Raw genomic sequence first — 26827 nt, 5'->3', positions numbered from 1 at the left:
GAAATTGCACTAAGATCACTTCTTATCCACGCTGTATTTCCCTGGGCCAATAAAAATCAGTCCGAAAAATACAATGCCCAATTCAATTGCATGGCTGGCTCCGCCTAATCCATCTCCTTTACCGAAATGAACTAAAGCTGCTATAATCATCGTAAAGATCAATAAAATTAGCGCCGGACGGAAAAAAAGCCCCACTATCAATAGGAAACCGCCAAAAGTTTCGGTAGCGGCTGCCATAAAGCCCCAAAATATCGGTAAAAAATTTATGCCAATTACTTTCATACTTCCGCCTAAATCAGTCCAGCCGTTTGGCCCACCTGCAAGTTTTGGGAAACCATGAATAATAAACATGACGCCTAAACCCAAGCGTAGCAGCAACAGGCCCGTATTGCGGTATTTTCCTAAATTGTCTAAAATTGCCATCTCATAAATATTTAAATTGAACGTTGTTTGTTTCTACTTTTAAGTATACCTCAGCACCTAAAACCATGCTGAGATTATTATCGATATGCCCCGTTGGAAAATTAAAGCAAACCGGGAAATCATAGGCCTTAACAATATCCCAGATTACCTCATCAGCCGTTTGCCCAAAAGAAATCTTTTCTTCTTCAATTTCATTAAAGGCACCAATAATCAAACCCTTTAAGGCTTTTAGTTTGCCCGCTCTTTTCAGCATACGCAACATACGGTCTATACCATATTCTTGCTCGCCAATATCCTCCAAAAAGAGTATTTTATCGGTAAAATTCATTTCCGAAACCGAGCCCTGTACCATGGTAAGCAAACTTAAATTACCACCAATCAAAATCCCGGTTGCTTCTCCTGCCCTATTTTTAAAGCTACTTTGGTAAGAATAGGTCTGTTTTTCTCCAAATAAAGCCTTTTGCAAAGAAAGTAAAGCCTCGGGTGTAGAGGTATCAAATGTATAAGGCATTTGTGCGTGCATGCACTGTGTATTGCATTGCGCAACCAAGTGCGATAGCAGAACGGTAATATCGCTGAAACCTACGAACCACTTCGGGTTTTTGTTAAATTCTGTAAAGTCCAGGTCATCAATAATCCGGATGGTGCCGTAACCACCACGGCCCGAAATAATTGCTTTTATAGATGGATCGTCTAAAAAACGCTGAATGTCTTTAGTTCTTAAAGTATCAGTTCCGGCAAATTGGTGGTGGCTGGCATATACACTATCGCCAATAATAACCTCCAAACCCCAACTTTCTAATAGCGCTATGGCATGGTCTATAGGTTTGGGTAATTTCTTTGCCGGACATACCAAGGCAATCTTATCTCCTTTTTTTAAATACGGGGGCTGCTTAATCATCTTCAAAACACTTATCTTTGCCAAATTAATAAAAATTGTTTTGGATAATAGTAAAATAAAAAGATATACCGTAACTGCAGCGCTTCCATATACTAATGGACCAGTTCATATTGGGCACCTGGCTGGTGTTTACATCCCTGCAGATATTTATGCACGTTATTTAAGGTCGAATAAACGTGATGTAAAATTCATCTGTGGATCTGACGAAAATGGTGTGCCCATTACTTTAAAAGCCAAAAGAGAAGGAATTACACCTCAGGAAGTAGTAGATAAGTACCATAAGATTATTGGCGATTCTTTTAAAGAGTTCGGCGTATCTTTCGATATTTATCACCGTACTTCATCGCTTACCCATCACCAAACCGCTGCCGATTTCTTCGAAACCCTTTACGATAAGGGTGTTTTTACCGAAGAGATTACCGAGCAATATTACGATGCCACTGCAAAACAATTTCTGGCCGATCGTTATATTACCGGTACCTGCCCTAAATGCGGTAATGAAAACGCTTATGGCGATCAATGCGAAAACTGTGGGTCTACGCTTAATGCAACCGATCTAATCAATCCAAAATCGACCTTATCAGGTGATAAACCAATTTTAAAGGAAACTAAAAACTGGTTTCTGCCGCTGGATAAGTACGAAGACCGTTTAAGAACTTATATCGAAAGCCATAAAGAATGGCGCCCAAATGTATATGGACAATGCCAAAGCTGGTTAAATGCAGGCTTGCAGCCCAGGGCAATGACCCGCGATTTAGACTGGGGCGTACGCGTTCCACTTCGTGATGCTGAAGGTAAAGTACTTTATGTGTGGTTCGATGCCCCTATTGGATATATTTCTGCAACCAAAGAGCTGTGTAACTATGCGAAGCTTGATGTGTGGAATCCTAAAGCCGAAGAATATTACATCAATAGTTACGAAAGCGATAAATGTGGCTGGGAAGAATACTGGAAAAGCAACGAAACCAAGTTAGTTCACTTTATTGGTAAAGATAATATCGTTTTCCATTGTATTATTTTTCCAGCGATGTTAATGGCCCATGGTGAATATACTTTGGCTGATAATGTGCCTGCTAACGAATTTTTAAACTTAGAAGGACAAAAAATATCAACTTCTAAAAATTGGGCAGTGTGGTTAAACGAGTATTTAAGAGAGTTTGAAGGGAAACAAGATGTATTGCGTTATGTATTAACTGCAACAGCTCCTGAGACTAAGGATAACGACTTTACCTGGAAAGATTTTCAGGCCAGAAATAATAATGAGCTGGTTGCTATACTTGGCAATTTTGTAAACCGCGTGGTGGTACTTACGCATAAATATTTTGGTGGTTCAGTGCCTACCTGCATGGAAATTACCGATGTAGATCAGGCTGTTATTGATGAATTGGCTGGCTACCCTGCTAAAATCTCTGCATCCATAGAAAACTACCGTTTTAGAGAGGCTTTATCGGAAGTAATGAACGTAGCCCGGTTGGGTAATAAGTATCTGGCCGAAACCGAGCCTTGGAAACTCATTAAAACCGACGAAGACCGCGTAAGAACAATCTTACATATTGCGCTTCAAATAGCGGCCAATATTCAGATCCTGATCGAACCTTTCTTGCCGTTTACAGCCGAAAAGTTAATGAAGATGCTCCAAAATGGCGGTCATGATTGGGCTGATGCTGGTACGGTTAGCCTGTTAAAGCGTGGTCACGATATTGGAGAAGCTGTGCTCTTGTTTGATAAAATTGAAGATGCAGAGATCGACTTCCAGATCGAGAAACTGAATCAGAGCAAAGCTAGTAATGCAGCTAATAGTGTTGTTGCTGTTCCGGCAAAAGAAAATATCCAGTTTGACGATTTCTCGGCAATAGATATCCGTGTTGCTACAATTGTAGCCGCAGAAAAGGTAGAGAAAACCAAAAAGCTGTTAAAATTAACAGTAAATACAGGTATTGATGAAAGAACAGTGGTTTCTGGTATTGCCGAATATTATAAACCAGAGGACATTGTTGGCAAACAGGTAAGTATGGTTGTTAACCTGGCGCCGAGGGAGATCAAAGGCATTTTATCACAGGGCATGATTTTAATGGCCGAAAATGCAAAAGGCGAACTCACTTTTGTGGCACCAACAAGTAAGTTTGAAGATGGGAGCGTGGTAAGATAGGGCATTTCAGCATTCACAGTCGTTTATTCTAGATCGTGTCACCAATAGTGCGCTTATAAACATAAAATAAATCCGATAGGAGTCTGCGTATTTTCATAAAAAACAGACTCCTGTCCTATCGAAACGGTCTCTTTCAATAAATTATTATTGATTAAAACTTCAACCGCAGGTTAACCTCAAAATCGCCATTGGTATAATTGGATAATGATGCGGTTTGCATAGTATGCGAAAAACCAAGGAGGTATTTTTGCTGATAATCCATTCCAATACCAAAACTCGCACTTCCACTAGTGTGGTAAAAGGCGTTTAATAATATCTGTTTCTTTGCAAAACTTAGTTGTGCACCCGTATCCCATATATGATCAAAACCTTTAACGCCTCTAAAAACAACTTTTGGTTCTAATTCTGCCTCATTTACTTCAATTTTATAGCCGAAAGCCGAATAAAAAATGGGTAAATCAGCTACTGCACCATTATTATTACTCCAGAATAAATTCTTTAAGTTGGGCAATGATACTTCCAAGCTGATTTTACCAGAGGTTAACGCCAATCCGAAATCACCATCGAAATAGGTTTGACGTTGGTTATAAAGGCTGATTAAATTATCATTTGGATTACCGTTAATTTCGTCTAGAGCTAAACGTTGGTTCCTTATTCCTGCCGAAAGGCCAAAGTGCAATGTGGATGCCTCGTTAATTTGCAAGTGATAAGCATAGCTGGCTAATGCACGTACATATCGTTGCAGACCAGCTTTATCTAATGTTATATTAAGACCAATACCAACCTTTTTGTAACCATACTCTGCCGTTAGGTTCTGTACTACTGGTGCGCCAGGAATATCGTTGAACTGTGAACGATGAGATAGGCTTAATGACCATCCTTTCTCAATCCCTGCCATTGCCGGGTTGCCTAAATAGCGGTTTGTATAATATTGTGCTTGCAAGGGGTTTAGCTGTGCCCTGAGTACCGTTGGAGCGAAACTAGCGATAGCAATAATAATTGAAAGCCTTATTTTCATATGAGTTATATTAGAGGAACTTGACGCCAAGTTCTACATTGTGTTATTGTTGCCTAATTATGGTAATGAAACCTTTTTGTTTTAATTTTTCAGGCCCAAAATCGATGATGTAATAGTAAGTACCTTCTGCCAACGCCTGCCCGTTTACTGTTCCGTCCCATGTATTGTTATACCCTTTCTGGGTGAATAAGATTCTTCCAGCCCGATCAAATACCCGCACCAGATTGTTTGGATATGCATCTATGTTTGCCACAGTCCAAAGATCGTTTACGCCATCACCGTTCGGCGTAAGAATGTTATTGGCTTTTACAGCTTGGAAATCATCACGAATGTTTATGGTAAAGCTACTGCTCTGGCTACAGCCACTGGTATTTCTTGCGGTAACAATGTAGGTAGTGGTTTGGCTTGGCCTAATATTCAGCACAGCTGTATTTTGGCCTGAAATAATTCCATTAGCATTGGCCCAGCTATAGGTATTGCCTCCTGTTGCCGTTAAGCTTAACGTTTCGCCTTTACTTACACTATTTCCTTTACTGCTAGAAATCTCAATATCGGGCAATGCATTAATGGTTAAGCTTCCATTTACATAGTTAAAACTATAGTTATTGGCAACTGCACCAGCAGGCGTTAATGTGTAGCTACCAGCCAAAGAATTGCTATTGGCATTAGCAGTTACCGTGGGTTTGGCACTAAGGTTATTTTCATTGTCGCCATATTTAAAACCGGAATAACTTGCATCAAACGCCGGAAGGTTATTGCTTTGACACATCACCTTATTATTGGCGGTTATGGCGAGTACAGCTTTGGTGATGGTTAGGTTAGCCGGATTATAAGTAATGGCATAATTTGTACCAGCGCTCAAGTTGCCTTGTCCAATGGCATAACTACCAGCATTTTCGCCAACTGTTCTTGCTAATGAGCCTGCAAGTGCATCAGCACCTAACAAACCGCTGTAGGTATAGGTTAATGTCGGATCAACATCGCCATAAACTTTACTTTTTGCAGCGGCAGTAACGACTAATGTTTTTGCAGTAATCGTTAAGCTTGCCGGAACATAGTTGATATTGTAATTGCTTCCTGCCGTTAAATTTCCTTGGTTAATGCCATAGGTACCAACATTCTCGCCAATAGCCCTTAGCAATGAGCCCGTAAGCATATCTGCGCCTACCAAACCTGTACTGGTATAGGTTAATACAGGATCGGTATCGCCATATATTTTGTTTTTTGCCTGTGCTGTTATGGTCAGGTTTTTTGAACTAATGGTAAAATCAGCTGGTGTATAAACAATGGCATAGTTGGTGCCCGCCGAAAGGCTTCCATTCGTTATTGCATAAGTGCCTACATTTTCGCCTGTTGCCCTGGCCAACACACCTGTAATCACATCAGTACCAACTAAACCCGAGCTGGTGTAGGTAAGCAAGGGATCAACATCGCCATAAACCTTGCTTTTGGCTTGGGCAGTGATGGTCAGTACTTTATTGGTAATTGTTAAGGTGGCTGGCACATAGGTAATGTTGTAGTTGTTCGTTGCAACGAGCGTCCCCTGACTGATGGCATAGGTGCCCACATTTTCGCCTGTTGTCCTGGTTAAGGCACCCGTAACCGCATCAGTACCAACCAAACCCGAGCCGGTGTAAGTAAGCGAGGGATCAACATCACCATAAACTTTACTTTTTGCTGCCGCATTAATGACTAATGTTTTTGCGGTAATTATTAAGTCAGCAGAAACATAGTTGATGTTGTAATTGCTTCCAGCTGTTAAACTCCCTTGATTGATGGCATAGGTGCCTACATTCTCGCCTGTCGCCCTGGCCAGCATACCTGTAATCACATCAGTACCAACCAGACCCGAACTGGTGTAGGTGAGTGAGGGATCAATTTCGCCATAAACCTTGCTTTTGGCTTGGGCAGTGATGGTCAGTACTTTATTGGTAATTGTTAAGGTGGCGGGTACATAAATAATGCTGTAGTTATTCCCTGCTAAAAGTGTACCCTGACTAATGGCATAAGTCCCCACATTTTCGCCAGTTGCCCTGGTTAAGGCACCCGTAACCGCATCATTACCAATCAAACCCGAACTGGTGTAGGTGAGTGAGGGATCAACATCGCCATAAACCTTGCTTTTGGTCTCAGCCGTTATAGTTAATTCCGCTTTAGTTATCGTTAAGCTTCCGTCCTGATAAGTAATGGCATAGTTATTTGAGGTATAACCTGTTGGACTGATAAAATAGCTCCCCACATCCTTGGCCCCGGTTGCCGTGCCTGTATAACTTAATATGCCTTGCAGAACCTGTTCATTTTCTCCATTCACAAATCCATTATAGCTTACCCCATTTCCTCCGGTATAAGCTACCGCATTATAGGTTTTATTGAAATTATTAGCGGTAATGGTGAGTGCTTTTTGTCGCACATTGATATTGAAGCTTACCGGGGTGGCCGCATTGTGGTTCACATCTCCGGGTTGACTAGCTGTTATCGACGCCGTTCCTGCAGCCAAAATCTGTACCTGTCCGCTTGTATTGACCGAAGCCACCGCAGGATTGCTGCTGGCGTAATTCACTGGTAATCCGGATGAAGCAACAGCTGAGGCATCAATAACCGTATTTCCGTATGTTAGCTGAAGCATGGCACCTGTTACCTGGTTATTAAACGTAATTACGTTGGCCCCAGATGGCACGATGCTTAATGTTCCATTTTTGTAGTCGAAATCGTAATTGGCGGCAAGCAATCCGCTAGGCGCGATTACATAATTTCCTGTATTTACAGCACCCTGCGCGTTACCACCATATACTAATGTTCCACTTAATACCGCCTGCGTTTCGCCATTTACAAAACCATTATAGCTTACACCATTGCCACCGCTAAACGTCAAACCATTATAGGTTTTGCTAAAATCATTGGCTGTAACTGTTAGTCGCTTTTTGACAACCTGCACCTGGAAACTTATTGGGGTAGCCGGGCCGTAATTCGAATCGCCAGCCTGGCTTACCGTTAGGGTGGTTGTACCTGTTCCCAACAAGCTTACCTGACCCGAAGCATTTATGGCTGCTACCAATGGGTTGCTGCTTTGGTAAGTTGCTGTTAACCCGGAACTGGCATTGGCGGATGCATTGAGATCGGCATCACCATAGGTTTTGGTTAATAGGCTGCCCGCAGCCTGGGCATTAAAATTTAAAGTATTTACATTATTAAGCGAAATAACCAATTGTCCGTTTAAATAACTGATGGCATAATTGGATGCAGTTAATCCCTGAGGAACAATGGTATAGCTGCCCGTATTTATTGCGCCCTGGGCGGTGCCACTAAAACTCAATGTTCCAGAAAGCACGCTTGGATCTTCACCTAAGGCAAATGTGCCATAGCTTACTCCGTTGCCGCCGCTATAGCCAAAGCCATTATATACCTTGCTAAAATTGTTTGCAGCAATGGTTAATGGCTTTGGCGTAATTGAAGCAGTGGCACTAAAGAGATCACCCACATTTGCTATCTGATAATTTCCGGCTTGTGCACCACTTAGCAACAGATTGGCTATAGGCAAAGTAATCGTCTTGCCAGTGCCCGCCTCTTTTGTATTGTATTGAGCACTGGCCGAACTCAGGCTTAATTGTACATCGTCGTTGTTAATGATATCGCCATTGGCCAACATCAGATCTGAAGCTTGAAAAGTACCAGTAGTATTGGCATCGTAAACCTTACTGAATGTGGCCGTTGGTTTAATGCTTACGTTAACCGGCTTTTTATTTATCGTTAGGCTGAAAATAACATCTGTAGCTGGATCGAAGCCACTACCTCCAACTTGGCTGGCCGTAATGTTTACAGTCCCTGCCTTTTTGATGTTCAGTTTCCATTTGTTGGAATCCGCGGCATCCTGCAAGGCTTCGGCAATGCTGTTATCAGCAGAAACATAGGCAACCGTTAAGCCAGAACTTGCCGTTGCACCAGGTTCAAAAGGCAAATCGCCATAGGTTTTGCTTAAATTATGGGCAGTAATGGTTTGCGATTGCACCAGCGCTTCGTAAGCGCCTAAATCAATATTGGCACCTGTTAAACGTGGACTGCCATCGAGGTCTTTGGTATTGGCATTCAGACCCGAAAAGAGGCTTTGGTCGCCGGCATTGATAAGGACGCCTCCTGTTTTTGGCCTATAATCGCCCCCAGTTGTTAAAGCTGGCGCAAGTGGCGATATAAATAAATCTGTTGCCGTTCCATTAAAAGCAATCAATCCGGCACCACTTGCCCCCTGTACCAAACTATTTTTATAAATGGGTACATCTGTAGCTGCATTGTTTACCATGCCTGTACTATTGCCAAACACAATGGTATTTTGTACTTGTGGCGAAGCACTATTGGTATTGAAGATTACACCTCCTGTATTAGACAGGTTGCCACCAATAGTAACATTAGTTAATACTGGCGATGAATTGTTATTATAAATGCCCGCGCCATTGTTGGCGGCATTGCCACTAATGAGCACATTAATAAGCATTGGTATTGCTCCGGAACTATTATACATGGCTCCTCCATTAGCATCTGTACTATTTCCACTCAATGCAACATTAATTAGCCTAACCGCACCTGTACCAATATTAGCTATTCCAGCACCGCCACCGCTGGTTCCGAGCGAAAAATTATTACTAATGGTTACATTGCTAAATTGGGCTGTTGATGCCATGTTAGCAATAGCCCCGCCAAATCGACTTCCTGTAACAAGGTTGCCCATAAAACTGCAATCGGAAATAACTGGGCCTGAACCAGCATTGTACATGGCCCCTCCACCTTCATCGCCCCAGCCCTGACCAGCAATATTGCTACTTTTATTATTTACAAAGCTACTTTTAGCAATCGCTGGACTGGCCACCGCGCCATTAGTTGGAGCACTTATAAAAATGGCTCCGCCCATACCTGCTGAAACATTGTTGTTTTCAAAAGTACAATTGGTAATCGTGGGGCTGGATGAAGTGATGTTCATTCCCCCACCCTGATTTTTAAATATGGCCAAACCGTTAACCGTGATATTGCTTCCACTTCCATTCCCCCCTTTAATGGTAAAGCCATCCAATTCGGCAAGGCCTACATCACCCGCAGCGATGAGCACATGGTAGGCATTTTCACTGTTATTGGCAAAATTAAGGGTAGCACCGGCACCGCTTACAACATCATCATTGTTAAAATCGCCACTGAGTATACTTTTATTAACTGTTAAAGTCAAATTACGATTGGCAAGCGTCGTTTCTGTTCCGGCTAAACCACCGTAAAGTTTTACGTTTTTGACCAGCAAAAAAGCATTATCCCGTCCTGCGGGATTACCGAAATCATTATCGGCTGGATTATACAATGGTTTGTAAGTACCTCCTGCTACCCAAATCTGCTTTACCATACCCGCTGTAACCGCATTTAGGTTTCTGGCTGCAATTAAAGCATCGGCCAGTTCGGGCATGGCATTGGCCCAACTATCTCCAGCACCATTGCTGCCTTTCTTTACATAAAGGACTCCATTTGCATCTGGCACGGGAGTAGGATTTTTTACTGTTAAAAAATACGCTCTCGAACCTGTATAAGGCCCATTACCATTAGAGGCATCGGTGCTCGTTATCGTAAAATTAAAAGTCCCGATGGTTGTTGCGCCGCCATTCAAAACACCTGTAGAACTGAGGGCTAAACCCGCCGGCAAAGCACCTGCTGTAATGGCAAATGTATAGGGTGCTGTACCCCCACTGGCAGTAATTGTCTGGTTATAAGCAGTAGCCGTGGTAGCATTTGGCAAAGTTGAAGGGCTTACCACAATAGTTGGTGTATTTACCACTAAAGTATAGGTTTGTGTTCCAGTGTGTGGTGCGCCTATTCCGGTTGATGAACCTGTCGCGGTAACCGTAAAACTAAAAATGCCCCCACTGGTTGGCGTTCCGCTTAAAACCCCACTATTGCTTAATGTTAATCCTGCAGGCAATGTTCCATTAGTTACTGCATATCTATACGGTGCAATACCGCCAGTTGCAGTAATTGCCTGGCTGTAGGCAGTACCAACGGCAGCACCAGGTATCGAGCTGGGCGCAATTATAGTTACCGGAGGGGCAACAACCAAACTATAGGGGCTGGTGCCCGGGTAAGATCCTGAAACGTCAGTGGCATCAGTGGCTTTTATCGTAAATGAAAAGCTTCCGGAAGCTGTGGGTGTACCTGTCAAAACTCCTGAAGTCGTATTGAGGCTTAACCCTGCAGGCAATGCCCCCGCACTAACCGCGAATGAATAAGGGGGGGTACCCCCGATACCGGTAAATCTTAGATTGTAAGAACTCCCAACCGTAGTTGACGAAATGCTGGCCGGATTAATAATTATGGTAGGAAGTGTATTGATTAGATTGCTATCCTTTACCCAGGTAAAGCCATCTAAACAAACATATCTGAATCCCCCGTTTGCAGTAATCTGCAGTTCATCAATTAATAGGTTCGAGTAGTTTTGTCCGTTAAGATTAGTTAGATCAATCAGCGTATAGCCATTGGTATTGCCCAGACTTGTTGCAAATCCGGTACTTTTGGTTTGCGTAAATTTTGTTATACCACTCAGTTTTCCGGTTATGGTAATACTCCCGGTTACATTCAGATCAAGATTCAGAGCTGAAAGAAACATCCAGAACCTGTTTACTTTAAATAAATTAGAGGTTGTTTTGATGCTGAAAGAGGGAGGGGACTGAATATTGTTAGAATTGTCGATGTATCGGTTATCAACCGTATTTCCATTCCACCCTGTTCCCGGGTAATTCCCTTGAATGTCAAAAACACTTACATGAGAAATGATATTAAAAATAACGCCATTATCTGTAAAACTTGGGCTCCCATGAGATTCGGTTTCAAAAGTTTCAGTACTGGTTTGCCCCCATAAAGTTGTTGTATAGAATAGGGCGATAAGGAGCGGTAAAATTCTTTTCATTTTTAAAAATTTAGATGACGATAAAGCGTACCTATTGATAAATAAACTGGAAATGGCACCTGCTTTTCATCGTACGTTAAACTCGTTGCATACGTTGATCAAAGAGCCACCAAACCAGTAGCATAACCAGTAAAGCCACCAAAACAATGGTAACTACAGCTTGTACGGTTGTTCGCTTTGGATTGGACATAGGCCAAATTTAGGCGTAGAAAGTGCCTTCAGACAAGAAAAAGGTGCGGACAAAAAGCGGACAATTGGGGATTTCAGTTATGGGTTGTGAGTTAGCATTGGAAAGCTCCGCACTTAAAAACGGCTGCTAATTACTGAAAACTTTCAACCCGATTGTCTGTCAACGGGCTCAGGATTGACAACTGTTTTTATTCGTTGGGCCGTCCTCTTTGTTTCTTGTCAAGTGGCCTATTGGAAACTTACCTTAAACCAAATCGTTCAGGTCACAAATGTATTTTTCGAGGGTTTGGCCTTCAGGCACTGTAATCCGTTGTTTTAACCTACGCTTGCTACGGGCAACACTAGAGGCACTAATGCCAAGCATATTGGCAATTTGGTGGTTATTTAAGTCGAGGCATATTAAGCTCGCCAAGCGTTCTTCTGCAGGATTTAAGTGAGCAACAATTTGTTTCAATCGAGGAAAAAACAAAGGATAGGCCTTGCTAAAAGCTTCCTTAAACCTGAGCCATTCCTCATCTGTTACAAGCACATAATTGAGCAAGCTATCGCTAAGGTTATCTGTTCCGTTTGCTTTGATCGTTCTTTCAAGGTTTCTGATCAGTTTTTCCTTTTGTCCAATGTTGAGTGCAAAGGAATTGATTCGTTCCCTGGCTTCTTTTATTTCGAGGTCTTTGGCCATCCGATCGCGATTTAAAATCTCGGTTTCGTGCTTAACTTTCAGTTTCTGTCGGTTATAAAGCAAAAGGCTGATTACTGCTAAAAGAAAAATACCGCCTAAAATAAAATTCCGGATTATTTTCTCCTGTCGCAATTTGGTGCTGATGTTTTCCAGGTTAGTTTGTATATCATCAAACTCTATTTTGGTCTTAATGGCCGACAACTGTTTAGAGCCAAGTTCTAAAAGGCGTTCGTTATTGAGCCTATTGTATAAATCGTCATATTTATAGGCACTGTCTGGCACCTGGAGTTTCCGGTAACACATCACTATACCCTTTAACGCGAGTAGCTTTTGCTCCACTACATAATATTCGCTCTGCAAGGCCCAATGGTAAGCCTGTTTCCATTTAGATACTGCTTCTTGATATCTATTGTACTTAAAGTCCAGGCCGGCCAGGATGTTCTGGGCAATAGCCATGTTATTGTACGATTTAATTGCCGTACTGTTTTGCAATTGCAGGTTCACCAAAGGTATACCCTGCGCTTCCTTACCCTGCAAAATTAACGTATGTCCGATGTTTCCTTTGGCAATGCCCAACCATAAAGATTGAACATTCGCATTTTCATCGGGTGTTTTTATTAAGGTATCTATAATCTGCTGATAATAATATCTGGCACTGTCGTACTGATTCAGCTTGAGATAGGATGCACCAATAATATCCAGTTGAAAAATATAGACTCGTGGGTCCCAGGTATCTTTTCTTACATTTTTAAACGTCAAACATTGTAAACCATATTCGATACTTTTTCTGTAGTTATTGCTCTGGTATAAGCCCAAGCTTACATTAAAAAAACGATTATGTACGTATTTAAAATGCGAAAATCCAACCTTATGTTCCAGTTCTATTGCTTTTAGGTTATAGAGCACATATCTGTTGGTTCCCTTGCCAACCTCTGCACAAAGGGTGTATACTTCGGCCTTAAGCTGGTCATCTTTCAATTTGTACGCAAGCTTTATGCAGTCATAAATATTTGTTGAATCCTGCGGAAGAATTTTCAGGCCCAGTTCAAATTTCCCCAAGATTTCGTACATGGTTAGCCGTACTTTTAACCGGTCATCTGAATTTTGGCCAACATAAGCATGTAATGCTTTGATAAGGCGCTGATGCTGGGGCAGGTTTGTCTTCCGACTTTCTTTTTGCAGCTTTAATTGCGCATAACCAACTTCAGCCCGATGTGTTTGGCTGGTATCGTCAACTTTCCAGGCATTAATAAGGGGTTCGATCAGCTTTTGCTGAGCAAAAACAGGAACAGAACAACAGCATAACAATAGCGCAAGGAGAATTAACCTGTTCATCATTTAGAGGTATCGCTAAAATACAGTTAATAGTTGAAGGTTAAAAATTGGACAGGATAAACAGATTGTTATACCAATTGTAGATCATGATTGGGTGAATTGCGATTCTGCATGGCCGAAAACTTGAAAGGTGAACTCACTTTTGTGGCACCTTTAGAAAAGTTCTGGGAAGGTATAATCAGCCATTTGAAATTAATCAAATGGCTTTTAATTATTTATCTAGCTGCATAAAAACTTAATCTAAGGGTTCATCCGGTTAAAATATGCGGCTATCGTCTCATTATTGGCCTTCGCCCTGTCTGCACTTGTACCAAAAGTTAATTCTGTTTTGCCTTCTTTCATCTGCGCAAATACCGATTCTACAAAGTCGCTTACCGATGGGTGTGCATTATGTATCCCTTTACCGCCCAGATCGGTATTTAAAGCTGGAGGAATCATTTCAATAACCTCGATATCCGACTTTAGGCTATGACGTAAAGAGAGCGTAAAAGAGCGCATAAATGCTTTGGTTCCACAATAAACAGGTACCGCCGATAAAGGTACAAATGCCAATCCCGATGTTACATTAATAATGGTATCTAACGAATTTAGCTGGCTAAACAATTTTGTTAAATGGAGCGGCGCTAAAATATTCGTCGTAATTTCAGCATCGGCTTTTTGGTAAAAATCGCTGTCCTTAATGTTCATCCAGTTCTGGATGCCTGCATTATTAACCAATACATTTAAATCGCCGTGATGTTCCGCAATCCAGTTATACAACTCAATCCGATCAGCTTCAACGGCCAAATCGCAAACTTTGGTTATAACAGAAGGTAGTTTTTCTGCGGCTTCCTTTAAAGCTGATTCTCTTCGGCCACAGATAATTACGGTATTGTTTTCTCGGATAAACCTTTCTGCTAGCCCGAAACCTATGCCACTTGCACCTCCTGTAATCAGGATTTTATTTTTTGTTAGTTTCATGTCCTTAATAAATTTGATAGAACAAAGATGAGGCTATTGAAAAGATTTATTATGGTGAGTAGTACAGTTTTTATTGATGCGACTAAAGGCCAGATAATCTCGACAGGGCATTGTTATAATTGATTTTTTTAAACAATTTCCTTGAGTTAAATGCTGGTTAAAATGAATTTTCTTGCGACAAAACTTTTGTTATATTTGCGCAATAAATGGTCCCGTAGTTCAACGGATAGAATAGAAGTTTCCTAAACTTTAGATATGAGTTCGATTCTCGTCTGATTGTCAACACTTTAAATGATTTAATCTTAGCCTTGGGGCATCAAATGAGGTTAAACCATGTTTACAACACCAAAAATCTTTACACCTAAAACGTCAAAAGGACGTTGCTATGTAATTTACAATTATGATGGTAAAAGAGTCCGTCATTATAATGGCAACTGCTTAAATCTTAACATCAATCCCAATCAGTTTACCAATATCAAGGATAGAGACAGACTTGCTCAACAATTGTTATTTGAGGTAAACTCAGCTTTAAAAAGCGGTTGGAATCCTTTTGAGATCGAATCTGAAAAACCAAGTCTAAGACAGTCACTATCAATGATACTCGCTGAGAAATTGGAATCTAATCTTTGTGACCTTTATAAACGTAATCTAAAGGCTGTACATCGAATGTTTATCGATTTTCTGTCATCGTCTGACTTAAACAGTAAATGCGACAGTTTGAAGCTCGATAAGGTTGAAACTTTCTTAAATAAGTTCCAAACTAGTGAAAGAAATTATATTAATAGGCGTAGATGCCTAGGTATGTTCTTTAATGAAATGGTTAGGAAAGGATTTGCCACACAGAACATCGTAAAAAATACAAAACCTGCCAAAGCTAAAGCATCATTGCATGTTCCTTATTCGGATAAGCAGTTGAGAAATGTACTTGATTATTTAAAAACCAATCAGCCAAATCTCCACTTATGTTGTCTGCTGACTTATGGGTGTTTACTTCGACCACACCATGAAATACGGTTATTAAAGTTGAGGCATATTGTTAAGGACTTTACTCAAATTCAGTTATCGGGAAGTGAGAACAAAAGTAAACGTATCAGAACTGTTCATATTCCTGCTTATATTCAGGATGTGCTTCGTGCAAGATTAATTAATGTCGACAATCCTGAAGCAAATATTTTTACGCTTACGACTGAGCCTTATAGCGTTGGTTACTTTAATTTGATGTGGGGAAAGGAGAAAATCAAGATGTTTAAAGAAAGAATTCTAGAAGCTAACCAAACGATTTATTCATTTAGACATACAGCGGTTATTAATGTTTATCAGAAAACTAAAGATTTGCATATCGTACAGCAACTTTTACAGCATTCCAACATGAGATTGTCACCCTAAACTATTTAAGAGGCTTAGGGGAGATGAATGACGATAAATTAAAGGATGTACTGCCATCATTATAGAGAAAATCTATCATGATTCTTTATGTTATAAAATTATAATGCCCTGGGCGAGTAGCCCAAGGCATAATTATGTTCTTGATAAAAACTTTATTAACTATAATTTAATATAGACTGTCAAACCCAGCCTGACTTAAGACAAGACAATTCATCCCACTTCGATTTTCACAAGTTATTGACTTATCCTCAATCATTTCATCAATAGCAATACCCAGATACTCTTGTTCCCTAGGATTTAAACTTTGCATTAAAACCTGATTTATCCATCTATCTTGTATTACATGATTTGGCTTGCTATTCTGACTTCGAAATTGGGTATTTATTGCATCTTTAATTTTTTGTTTCGTTTGAACTTCATTAATCGGGTAAATGTGTTTATAACCATTTTCAGTTAGCACCAAACAATATCCTATAGCTTTATTTTCCTCAACTATATAATCTTTACCAACTAGATCCTTAATGGAGTCATTAATTAAAGTTTGTTCTTTAGGGTTTAATGATGGTAATAAAACTTGTGTTAGCCATCTTTCCGGTAATATACCATTCGGCCTTGATTTGGTTTCCCTGAAACGTTCAAGGATGCGAGCATTTAATTTTTCTAGACTCATAAATGTAATTTAGTATAGTACTAAGTTCGTGATTTAAGAAAGTCTTTGCAATTACGGAGTGAAAAATGACAAATTAAATCGCATGAGGTGATTAAATTGTGCTTTGTCATAAAGTTAATTAAATCATTCCATCATCGGCAAAACTGTAATAGCTGTAGTTGGTAACTATCAAATGGTCGCACACCTCGATATCTAATAGCTTTCCTCCCTCAGTTAACTTTTGGGTGAGTTTCTTGTCAGCCTCACTAGGATTTGTATTGCTGCTCGGATGGTTATGCGCCAATATTATTTTACTACTATTCGTCTTTAAAGCAACAGAGAATATAATCTTCGCATCAGCTAATGTTCCTTGTACTCCACCAGTGGATATATCAACAATTCCCAATACTCGGTTACTGTTGTTTAGTAAAATCACCTTAAATTCCTCTAATAGCTCAATCTTTCCCAAGTGCCAATGTTGCATTAATACTTTGTAAGCATCTCGAGAACTGTTGATTTTTGGCCGTTCCGTAATGTTGTAGTTTGATTTGTAGCTTACTTCGACTTCAGCCACTTTAAATTGGTTTTGTTCTTGTACCATAAGATTTGAATTAATTATGGTACGATGGCAAGCTTTAAGATCAACTAAGCAAAGGAGGAACGGATATAAATAGGCTGTGCGGTTGCCATAGGAGCGTTTATGCCGTAGATCCTTTAAGCGTGTTGAGATTACAAGCTTAAATTAGTGTAATGATTAATTTATATGATACATTGATAACTTGTCTTGTAGAAGTTTTCTGTGGCATCATTATAAGTTAAATAGTGCTTTACCCACATGTCATTTGATCGTTCATATCCAAAAGCATCCTTAAATTTGTGATAACGTAGATCATCAAATAAATTTATGTGCACAATATCTGATATACCAATATGGCTAATAGAACTGCATTGATCACTTATAACTGTAGATTTGTTCACGGCATTACCAATCCATATCAAATCTTGAGTTGTATTATCTCTACCGACTCCAATTTTGGAACAAAGTATCTTTCCGAAATCGATACCTATTCCAAAGTCTACGGCCGAATATTTAGATAGTAGTGGATTTATTCCTGACTCGGAGCTTGTAATCAAATAATTAATTTCCATTGCAGCTCTAACAGCATTGTTTATTGCTTCTTTGGAATTCCCTTGAAAGAACGCTAAGACACTATCACCATTAAAACTTCTTACATCTCCTCCTAAAAAAGTGGCAACCTTAACCGTCGTGTGTAGATATGCTTTATGTATTTTAGCTATTGTGGGGCGATTGTGTTTATTTAATACTTTTGTTGAACCGCGCATGTCGATGTATAATACTGCTGCGTAGAAACTCAACCCGGAACCGTTAAATGTGAGTTTTGTATCTGATATATCGGGCACGTAACTTACCTCTTGAATAGGCACATTTGTCTCAAGTATCTCTTTTACCTTGTTCGTTATATCTTCTTTCAGTCCCATTATTTATCATTGTTTAAGCATAACTTGTATATCACCCATACCAATGGGCTCAAGAGACCAGAAAAGGTGAAAGCAATAGCTGCATTAAAGTATTTGAATTTTCGACTTGCAATCTGACTTGTGATAATTACTTGACGAGCAATATCATTCTCTTGCCTTGTTCCAGAGCTAATGCATCCATACTCTGCCTCGAGTTTCGCAATCAATGGATCTGGCTCATAACAAGCTAAGGTTGCATAGAACATCAAATTATCACTCTGATACATCGGAACATTATTTGTTTTGTGTTTGATCTTTGCAATCAGTGAGCAAAAACTGACAAATACAGATACAGAACACATAGCAATAGCATAGTATAGGTACCAAGTTACTAATTGGTTAGCATCTTTGAATAATTGTGCAAAACCAACTATTATTGCTCCATTAAAGGCGATTAATGTTGTGTTTTTAGTTTCTCCAAATTTAACCATCTCGAATGCGTGATCGTATTGTTTTTGAAGGTATTCTACTGTATTATTATTCAAGCTCATGTGTACATTTAAATTAGATTATCTTGAACTAGGGCTTCAAGGGTGTATTTGTTCTGTAGACTTTATGTTGATTTCCAGATATGTTGACAAAAGTTGAAGTCCAAACATCATGTGTCCCTGTTTTATAAACAGTTGCAACTTTATCATAACTTGCTTCTGATATGTATACCTCATAAGGATATTCTCTGATGTCGGAAAGCTTTGCCGCAAAACTTGGTGCATCTCCAATCCAGATTAAATCATTATTGTTTCTAATTCCTGCCCTAACCGCTCTTGCGTCACTTACATGAACCCCAATACAGTGTTTTATCTTTATCTCATTATTTCGGATAGATGCAAACTCTTTTGTTGCCTTCGGATTTATTAAGTTTGTCACAACCCAATCTATTTTCCTTGCGCAATTCACAGCATTGGTATTCTTGTAATCTCCTATAAAAACCCCCATTACTCTATCTCCATCAAAACTCCTAATTTCTCCTCCATGATGCTTAATTAGCCGAACTGCAGCGTCTAAGTAAGAACGGATGATTTTAGCCGTAGTTTGCCATGGGCACAATCTTGCCAAGTTCGACGATCCAGCTAAATCCGCATATAGAAAAGTCGCAGTTAATTTAACCGCTCCATTCTTCAGTATAATATCTGTTGTTTCTGGTATTACCATCCCCGTTCTTTCGTCCCACGTTGTACCTAAAACGCTATCTATTTCCGTTTCAATTGTTTCTAAAATTGCCATATAGTAATAGTATCAATACAAATTACTGCATTGAGTTCATGTTGCATTCGTAAATTGATTCAGAAAATCCAATGCCAAAGCTAAGGTGTGGATTTATCACGAAACTGTTAAGAGGAACTGAGAGCACTGTTAACCCTAGCTAATATACAATTATCTTAAACAAATTCAAACAAGGCATTATCCTTCCACTTTAAATATCCATGCTCATTAATATTCTATTTACAATATGACATTGCGAAAATTGAAACCTTACCAAGCATATCATCGCTAAGTTTATATTTCTTCCGCAAATTACGATAGGACTGTTCATCTAGTTGATCAATCATTGCCATGTGCTTATCGCCATAGTCTGGATACTTTGCATCAGCTTTATGGATATTATCAAGCTCAATTTTCTTCAGCATCTCCCAAAGGATGCATAAGTCTAATCCCCTCTTCTGTAGGTATGCTTTAAGTTTCTCAACTTCGATTTCATCCTTAGTTTTGACATTATCTGCGCTATTACTCAATGCAATTATCTTAAAATCATTATATGTGATTCTGGGTTCATTTTCATTTGGTCCCTTGATTAACATCGCTATCCAATTGGATTTATCTTTAAATGCTTCTTTAGATGTAAACAAATAAACTGCAAGTACTGTCGCTTTATCATGGGTTTCGAAAACATCTTTATTGCTGTTGAGGTTATAGATTTCTAACGCCGCATCTTCTAAAGCTTCTTTTGTGTAAATAGTATCCTTGTAAATGGCATATTCAATAAGCTGAGCTTTGTAACTAGTTTCTAACTTCTGCTCGTTGATAACTTCGTATTTAATTGTGGCTTTGACAGTGGGTGTCACCTTTTTTTCTGTTAGATGCACTTCAACCAAGTTATCTGCAGGTATCCATCCTATATAAGTTTTTGATAACCAATCCGGCTCAATTACCTTTACTTTACACCAATTATCTTTGATTTCTGTTATTATTACTTTACTGGTACCATCTAGTAAACAGTATTCCTTGTGGATTTCAGAAGAGTTGATACTATCAATTAACTTTGGCGCTGATTGTGATGGTAAGGTAAGGAGAAAGGTAGTTTTGTTAACGGAATAGAACTTACCTTTAGTTTTGGAACCAGATTGATCTTTTACTTTGTTTTCCTCTTTTGAATGAGGACTTCCACAACCACCTATGATGAATGCAATTAGTGCAGCTAAGATGTAATATTTCATGGTGAGAGCTTAATATCTATAATTTTAGATCAGGTTTAATTAAGTATGCTCAAGCTAAGATAGATGGTATTTACTTTATTCGAATACGGTAAACCGTAAATACTCACATTTAGTGAGATGGAGTCTAACCTTTTCATTTTAAAGTGATATATCATCGCTGTGGTACCATACGTACAAAATTTCTGTAAGCATGTTATGTTACAAGCTTAAATTTGAAAAATGATTAATAATAATACTTAGCATCATGTATACATACTCAACACTCTATTAATATATACGAATTACCATTCTCTCTTCTTCTTTTCCCCATTGTACTTGCCATGCTTTTCCGTTGATTTGGTCAAGCAAAATGAAATTATACGTGTTCATAGTAGGATAAAGGAAGAATCTGCCATTTTTCTCTTCGGCAGGACTTACCTGAGAGACATCCGAAAGTGTACTCTCAAATCTATACTTGCTCTCTGTACCCCATTGAACTTGCCACATTTGGCCATTTCTAGTGTTCAACTTAATAAAAGTATACATGTTTCGAGTGGAAAAAAGTCGATACACGACCGTACTATCTGGTGAAATATTTTGAACAGGGGGTTCCGATGTACTTTGAGCAAAAGCTGTAATTGAAGACAAACCAATAATTAAAGAAATCAATAGACCTTTCATATTTTTAGTTTTTTATGTTTTAGAAGAAGCTAATAAGGCTAATGAGTAGATTTTAAGTCCATGTTGGAATGTTATATAATAATTAATTATGGTTCTTGTGAGACTTTAGAAGTATTCTTTATCTCTAGAACATGGAATAATAGATTTAATGCTTGTCTTCTATTGTTATACGAATGATTCCAAATTTCCTTAATGTCGTCTGAATAGGATATCAATGTAAATGCTTCATGGATGAGCATGCCGAGGTGTAATAAAATGCATGAACTGTCTTTATATAATTTCTTTTCTAATTCATCTTTCTTGCTAAAATCAAACTCTGGATCGAATGTACCAACATGATAAGTACAGCCATATAATGAACCATGAAGAGCTTCGGAAGCATCAGAATAGTATTGGATTTTGTTAATTGTAAAGAATACATCCATAAACTTACCCCATTTCTCAAGAACCTCTATTCTTTGAAACAGAGTTTTCTTTGTCCAGTTCAAATTTGGCTTTGTTTCTGAGAACACCTCAAGAGCTTCTTTTACAATAGGGATTTCCTTGAATTTTGATTGTTTATCCTTTCTTGCAGATATATTATCTATATATAAATCTAAATCATCCTCAATTCTAAAACTGCCTATATTGTGATATTGCTTGTAGATTGGATGTAGAATAAACGCCCGATACTCGTGCTCATCGCAAACTCCAACGTAACAAAAGTTGGTTATTGTTTCCATAAAAGCACGAGCAAGCATTGCTGATTGTGTTGTGAAAGAATCTGTTTGACTAGCCAATTGAAGAAGAGCGGCTCCTGTCTGCCCACAGCTTATCAATAAAACCCCTGCTTTAGCAATTCTTTCATTTTTAATCTTCGGTATTGCTTCTTTCAAAAGCACTAGCTCAGATCCGAAGAAACTTATCGCTTCTTTATGGTAGTTTTTAAGGTTATCAAGCGTATGTGTAGATTCCATTATTAGTGATTTATTACAACAATTGAACCATCATCATCCTTGTAAATTAATTGACTAAATTCAATTTGCAAATGACCTCCTCGGTCTTTTAGTCTATAGAAATCAAGACCTCCGAAGTAAACCTCTAAATCTTGATCCTCTTTTTCTAATTGCTCTATTAATTCTCTTACTGTTATTTTCATTTTAAGTTGGTTTGGGGCTGTTGAAATAGTTCAGGATTTGAACCCGCGTTGAGAATTTGTGGGGTTGCGATGAAGATAATAAATGATCCACCATTAATCACTTACTAAAATAGGCAGTTAAATTGAGTATTGAATACAGAAAAGCGTAAATACTCATATCTAGTATTTAGGTTGTATACTTTTATCAATTGAACATTAAGAAACAAATAACTGTAATTAGGTTGGATGCACTTATCGCAAAATTTCTATAAGTGTGATGAGATGATAAGGCTAGAATTGAAATATTATTACTAAATCACCCTTTTAAGTCCTAAATATCCAAACTTTCGTTTAATTATGAAATGCTTTAAGAATTACCTCTAACAATTGTTCCATTTCAAAAGAGTTTACTCCGATGCCTTTTTTCAACTTATCTCTAAATTTACTTTGAACAGTTTCTTTGTAGGAGATTTGCCCTTGATATTGCTCCATTTTGTCATTATATCCTTTCCACTGCACAGGTATAAAATCTTCGCCATCCTTTAAGATATCTTCTCCCAAGTAAAGTTCTATCCCACAAGCTAATTCGTTTATATTCATTCGTTCCATTCCCGTTGGCCCTATCGTTGGATAAGAATTCGCTAACTTTATGTTGGGGAACTTTATGGCTTTTATATTAAATGGGAGTTTATCAACGTGAATCCTTTTAAGCTCGTGCCTCCCTGCTGTATCGTTATCAAATATCGCAATCACATAATGCTTTATATTCAATGCAAAAAAGGCTGTTATTAATTTAACTAAAGTAGATGCATTACTTTCATGTTTAAAATCATTATTGCTGAAGTCAATAAAATGGTAATATGTAAATAAATTAGGATGAAGATTTCTTAAGCTGGCACTTATAAACTCGCTGTCTGTTTTTCCTTCTGTTATAACTATTATCTTTTCTTGTTTGATTTGCTTGACATCTTCAATATTTATATAACCGTTATCTATCAGCTCATTTAATTCATATTCAATGATGCTTTCTGGAGGTAGAGCAGACAAAACGCAGTATAAATATGTAGCAAATGAAAGACCATGGAAAGACAATTCATCAGTAATAAGACTTTCGGTGAAATTTGTGTACAATTCTTCATAGTGGATTATACCACTAGTCACAATTAGTTTTATAGTCTCTATGTAGTGATTAAAGGTGACTTTGCTTAATGAAAACTCATAGTGGTCATTAATATTTGCATTTACTTTCGCATTTCCAAATTCGATTTTAGCACTGCTAAGAGTATGTCCATAGATTTCTAATCTCTGTTTGCAGACACTGGCTGTTTGCTTAAATCCTTTAAATATATAATTATTGTCATTTTTAGTAAAAGCATCCCCCCAAACCAAGCGATTTCTTTCCCTATTTAATCTCTCTTCTTCAACAAAGTCTTGATCAGTGAATAGCAAGTTAACAGCTTGCTCATAATAGTTATTCTTTAATGTTAAGATTGGATATTCAGCAACCGTTAAGTTAGATAAGGTTCCCATTTATCTATATTGAGTAATTGTAATATTTTCCATCTTGGTAATCATAGATATTAATAGATCCATCGGTCACAGTTCCATTAAAATAGCTTCCTGTTTCATAATCATAGCCTGAAAATGTAGTGCCCGTTACGTTAATATTTATATATTGGCCAGTTGCGTAATCATACAGAGAGGATATATCTCCAGATAGGTAGTTAGATCGAGAATTGTCGTAAACATTAACCGAATTATCAACAGATCCACTAAAATTGAAATAACCAGATGTGGAATAATCAAAGATTGCGGTTGAATCTCTGTGTAATATAAACCTGCCTGTTATATAGGCGACAGCTCTTCTTTTACTTGCTTGCATATTAAGCTTAGGTTGATAAAATCTTTACATTAAAGGTAAATAAATTAGGCTAAAAGATGCTGACTATCTTACTAAATTTATACCGAATAAACCTAAGATCGATAAAACTCATCAGTTGAGTGCATCTCCTGCATTGTTTATAATCTGCCTGTCCATTGTTGCAAATCTTAAGTTGCCATTTACCACAACTTGCTCTAGAATAGTCATTTCATTGAAAATATTGATAACATCAGGGAATAGCTTGATATAATCTAGAATGAATTTACTTAATACCGCAGATAATGTTTTTATATTGTACATTGACATTCTTATGTGTGCATCTTTTCCATTATGAAATAAGTCTCCATATTGAAAAACACTTACGTTTGAAGGGTGAGCATAAAGTGAAAAATAGGTATAAAGTGTTCCAGTAAGTTCCTGCCTAAAACCCATCTCATCAATTATCGCTTGCCAATGTAGATTCAACACCTCAGTATTGCTAAGCTTTACCCTATAATCTTTATCTTTAATTGCTTTCTTGATCTTATTTTGTTTGTCCTCAGGCAAATTGATAAAAAGGGTTGTTTCATAGATACCTTTTATAAGATTATCAATTGAAATACTCTCGTCAACGAGTTTTTTCTTGTTTTCTTCTGAGCTGATCGCCTCACCAAATCTCTGCCTAAACTTTAATCCCGCAATCACCCATAGATTGTAAGCAACTAGTTGATTGTCTTTATCATTAGGCAAGCTATAGACAAGATGGAAAGTTGATACAAGTTCTGTTATATTTCTTGCTCCAGAAGCAATAATGGTAGGATCAATGAAATTCAATAATCTTTTACCATTTTCGCCATTATAATTCAATCCATCAAGCAAACCACGTAAATTCAAGGTTTTACTAAATACCATCTGCAAAGTTAGCCTTGCTTCTTCCAACGATCCATTAACAACTGGATCTATGTGTTGGTTGATAATCTTGAACAATAATTTGAGGTAAATATCTAAGGACTCTTTTGTATCGGTAAGTTCTTGAGCGAGCATTAACCTCATCGATTCTTTTCTTAGTTGTTCTTTCGTCATGATTAATTCCGTTTTCGAGCAAACTTCTTTGAATACATTAAATTTGTGGATATTACTCGATTTAAACCCGAGGTAGCTAATTGTATACTTTCTCTCATAGCAATGGGAATATATTAGGTTATTGGTAAGTTATTTAAATTTTGATACTGACAATGCTTTAGATGAGCATCTTGATATTTATAAACCTAGCTTATCTTTAGCGTCCTCTTCGCTAAGATAAATGTCATCTAAGAAACCCGTCAAGTCCACAGATCGAGTCTCATTTCTAATCTTCATTTCTCCTAGACTTTCTAGCTTCCCAGATACCAGGTCTCCAACCTCGCAGAATCCGAGCCAATCTTCCCAAATGCTAAAGAAAGTATTATTTAACTCTATAGCACAGACCTCATCTTTAACGTATTTAACCGTTCCTCTCATTTTAATTACCAATTTTATCAGATTTAGACCGATTGCAAGGTTCACATAGTAGCTGAATATTACGATAAGTAGCCGCCCCCCTTTGGCATAATATGGTCAAATTCTAGCTTTTCATTTCCTCCATATATAATTTATCGACCTCCATCTCTGTTTCACACTATATTGCCAATCACACTGAATGATTCGAAACTTAACCTCTATTTGCCAAAGCATATTCAACAAGGTTTTTTGTCTTTGACACAAGCTTTAAATCTTGCTTATCATCCATGTTGAAGTCAGCATTATCGATTATATTTATACACTTTTTAAAAGCTTTAAGTGATTTTGCGTCATCACTTAAGATGGTATACAATGAGCCACAATAGCCCTCCATCTTTTTCTGATTGTTGAGTGGTGGTAACCCTTCCGATTCATTAAGTAACCTAAACAACATTAGTATATGAAATTTTACTTTCTTATAAGCTCGATCTATATTATTTCTGCGGAATTGTCCCTCTAATTTATAGTACGCGAATGCACTTAGATAATAAGGCGCAAATGCATGGTCTTCGTTGAAGATCGGCATTTTCTTTTCATTTAATCTCCTAACAATTAAACCAAAAAAGCTCGTTACGTTATGCGGCTCATTTAGAAACATTGAGGCAAATGATTTAATCTGGAAAGGAAGGGTAATAATTTTAGTTTTTAAGATTGAACTATCAGAATTAAACTGTTTTGCTCTTCTCTCATAATAGATTCTATCTTCTCCAGAATATGAATTATAGTATTCTTCTAACGTTCTTTGAAAAGCTGTTAGGGCCGCAAGCTGTTCTTTTTTAATGGGTGTTTGGTTATTGGTCGCTAGGGTAATTCGTGTTTTAACATCATCATCTGTAGTTGCAATTAGTTTAATAGGGATATGCACCTTTTGAACATTACTTCCACTCTTATTGTTATATAACACGTTGCTGGTTTGGCATCCGTTAACAATTTGATAATCGAATATTGTAAATTGGTCTCCTGTTGTATATTTCGGAGAAACTGACCATGTGATTCCGTGGCAAACTGACCACCTGAATTGCTAGCGAACGATTGCAGCAGATGCTATAGGTATGGTGT

22 protein-coding genes are annotated in these 26827 nt (G+C 38.2%); 2 read left to right on the top strand and 20 right to left on the bottom strand.

The annotated features are described in order from the left end of the window. Positions 1 to 15: 15 nt before the first annotated feature. Positions 16 to 423 carry a DoxX family protein gene (locus tag HDC90_RS20840; protein WP_184469845.1) on the bottom strand — a complete coding sequence of 136 codons (408 nt, stop codon included), beginning with the start codon at positions 421 to 423 and terminating at the stop codon, positions 16 to 18. A gap of 1 nt (position 424) precedes the next feature. Continuing rightward, entirely contained in the window at positions 425 to 1324 is a 900-nt protein-coding gene (locus HDC90_RS20835; RefSeq protein ID WP_184469843.1) for an LD-carboxypeptidase, read from the bottom strand. Between the two features lie 40 nt (positions 1325 to 1364). On the opposite strand from HDC90_RS20835, the gene metG reads away from it, so the two are divergent. Beyond that, a complete protein-coding gene (metG, locus tag HDC90_RS20830; RefSeq protein WP_184469841.1) occupies positions 1365 to 3473 on the top strand; it encodes a methionine--tRNA ligase in 2109 nt (702 codons plus the stop codon). A gap of 151 nt (positions 3474 to 3624) precedes the next feature. Here metG and HDC90_RS20825 read toward each other — a convergent pair whose 3' ends face one another. The 4 genes from HDC90_RS20825 to HDC90_RS20810 form a co-directional block, all read right to left on the bottom strand. Beyond that, positions 3625 to 4491, bottom strand: a complete 867-nt coding sequence (locus HDC90_RS20825; protein ID WP_184469839.1) for a PorP/SprF family type IX secretion system membrane protein — start codon at positions 4489 to 4491, stop codon at positions 3625 to 3627. A gap of 43 nt (positions 4492 to 4534) precedes the next feature. Beyond that, positions 4535 to 11419, bottom strand: a complete 6885-nt coding sequence (locus HDC90_RS20820; protein WP_184469837.1) for an MBG domain-containing protein — start codon at positions 11417 to 11419, stop codon at positions 4535 to 4537. A 433-nt stretch (positions 11420 to 11852) separates the two neighbouring features. Then, entirely contained in the window at positions 11853 to 13625 is a 1773-nt protein-coding gene (locus tag HDC90_RS20815) for a hypothetical protein (RefSeq protein WP_255497787.1), read from the bottom strand. 237 nt (positions 13626 to 13862) lie between these two features. After that, positions 13863 to 14582: an SDR family oxidoreductase gene (locus HDC90_RS20810; RefSeq protein ID WP_184469835.1), complete on the bottom strand. Its 720-nt coding sequence runs from the start codon at positions 14580 to 14582 to the stop codon at positions 13863 to 13865. A gap of 333 nt (positions 14583 to 14915) precedes the next feature. Here HDC90_RS20810 and HDC90_RS20805 point away from each other — a divergent pair, with 333 nt between their 5' ends. After that, positions 14916 to 15968 carry a site-specific integrase gene (locus tag HDC90_RS20805; RefSeq protein ID WP_184469833.1) on the top strand — a complete coding sequence of 351 codons (1053 nt, stop codon included), beginning with the start codon at positions 14916 to 14918 and terminating at the stop codon, positions 15966 to 15968. Between the two features lie 166 nt (positions 15969 to 16134). Here the strand turns inward: HDC90_RS20805 and HDC90_RS20800 are convergent, their stop codons facing one another. The 14 genes from HDC90_RS20800 to HDC90_RS20735 all read right to left on the bottom strand — a co-directional run bounded on the left by HDC90_RS20800 (position 16135) and on the right by HDC90_RS20735 (position 26714). Beyond that, on the bottom strand, positions 16135 to 16638 hold the full coding sequence (locus HDC90_RS20800; protein WP_184469831.1) for a hypothetical protein: 504 nt from the start codon (positions 16636 to 16638) through the stop codon (positions 16135 to 16137). A 118-nt stretch (positions 16639 to 16756) separates the two neighbouring features. Continuing rightward, entirely contained in the window at positions 16757 to 17218 is a 462-nt protein-coding gene (locus tag HDC90_RS20795; protein WP_184469829.1) for a RadC family protein, read from the bottom strand. Positions 17219 to 17376: 158 nt separating this feature from the next. Further along, positions 17377 to 18117 (bottom strand): hypothetical protein, encoded by a 741-nt coding sequence (locus HDC90_RS20790; protein WP_184469827.1) that lies wholly within the window; start codon positions 18115 to 18117, stop codon positions 17377 to 17379. Then, positions 18117 to 18647, bottom strand: coding sequence for a Pycsar system effector family protein (locus HDC90_RS20785; protein ID WP_184469825.1), 531 nt, complete (start codon positions 18645 to 18647; stop codon positions 18117 to 18119). The genes HDC90_RS20790 and HDC90_RS20785 overlap by 1 nt, the downstream gene beginning before the upstream one ends. Before the next feature lie 28 nt (positions 18648 to 18675). After that, entirely contained in the window at positions 18676 to 19380 is a 705-nt protein-coding gene (locus tag HDC90_RS20780; protein WP_184469823.1) for an adenylate/guanylate cyclase domain-containing protein, read from the bottom strand. A gap of 215 nt (positions 19381 to 19595) precedes the next feature. Continuing rightward, a complete protein-coding gene (locus tag HDC90_RS20775; protein WP_184469821.1) occupies positions 19596 to 20591 on the bottom strand; it encodes a hypothetical protein in 996 nt (331 codons plus the stop codon). A gap of 267 nt (positions 20592 to 20858) precedes the next feature. Then, positions 20859 to 21251, bottom strand: a complete 393-nt coding sequence (locus tag HDC90_RS20770) for a hypothetical protein (protein ID WP_184469819.1) — start codon at positions 21249 to 21251, stop codon at positions 20859 to 20861. A gap of 86 nt (positions 21252 to 21337) precedes the next feature. Then, positions 21338 to 22207 (bottom strand): DUF5677 domain-containing protein, encoded by an 870-nt coding sequence (locus HDC90_RS20765; protein WP_184469816.1) that lies wholly within the window; start codon positions 22205 to 22207, stop codon positions 21338 to 21340. A gap of 2 nt (positions 22208 to 22209) precedes the next feature. Beyond that, positions 22210 to 22389 (bottom strand): hypothetical protein, encoded by a 180-nt coding sequence (locus HDC90_RS20760; RefSeq protein ID WP_184469814.1) that lies wholly within the window; start codon positions 22387 to 22389, stop codon positions 22210 to 22212. Between the two features lie 330 nt (positions 22390 to 22719). Next, complete coding sequence (locus tag HDC90_RS20755) at positions 22720 to 23898, bottom strand: HEPN/Toprim-associated domain-containing protein (RefSeq protein WP_184469813.1); 1179 nt, start codon at positions 23896 to 23898, stop codon at positions 22720 to 22722. A gap of 4 nt (positions 23899 to 23902) precedes the next feature. Then, positions 23903 to 24250 carry a hypothetical protein gene (locus tag HDC90_RS20750; RefSeq protein WP_184469811.1) on the bottom strand — a complete coding sequence of 116 codons (348 nt, stop codon included), beginning with the start codon at positions 24248 to 24250 and terminating at the stop codon, positions 23903 to 23905. Between the two features lie 111 nt (positions 24251 to 24361). Further along, positions 24362 to 25312: a hypothetical protein gene (locus HDC90_RS20745; RefSeq protein ID WP_184469809.1), complete on the bottom strand. Its 951-nt coding sequence runs from the start codon at positions 25310 to 25312 to the stop codon at positions 24362 to 24364. 418 nt (positions 25313 to 25730) lie between these two features. Then, complete coding sequence (locus HDC90_RS25790) at positions 25731 to 25829, bottom strand: HNH endonuclease (RefSeq protein WP_221451914.1); 99 nt, start codon at positions 25827 to 25829, stop codon at positions 25731 to 25733. 90 nt (positions 25830 to 25919) lie between these two features. Then, complete coding sequence (locus HDC90_RS20735) at positions 25920 to 26714, bottom strand: AIPR family protein (protein WP_370576660.1); 795 nt, start codon at positions 26712 to 26714, stop codon at positions 25920 to 25922. Positions 26715 to 26827: the final 113 nt, after the last annotated feature.

It is taken from the genome of Pedobacter sp. AK013 (assembly GCF_014205835.1).
Taxonomy (GTDB): Bacteria; Bacteroidota; Bacteroidia; order Sphingobacteriales; family Sphingobacteriaceae; genus Pedobacter.
Note: the sequence above shows the minus strand (reverse complement) of the source record. Positions and strands in the feature narration are given on the sequence as shown.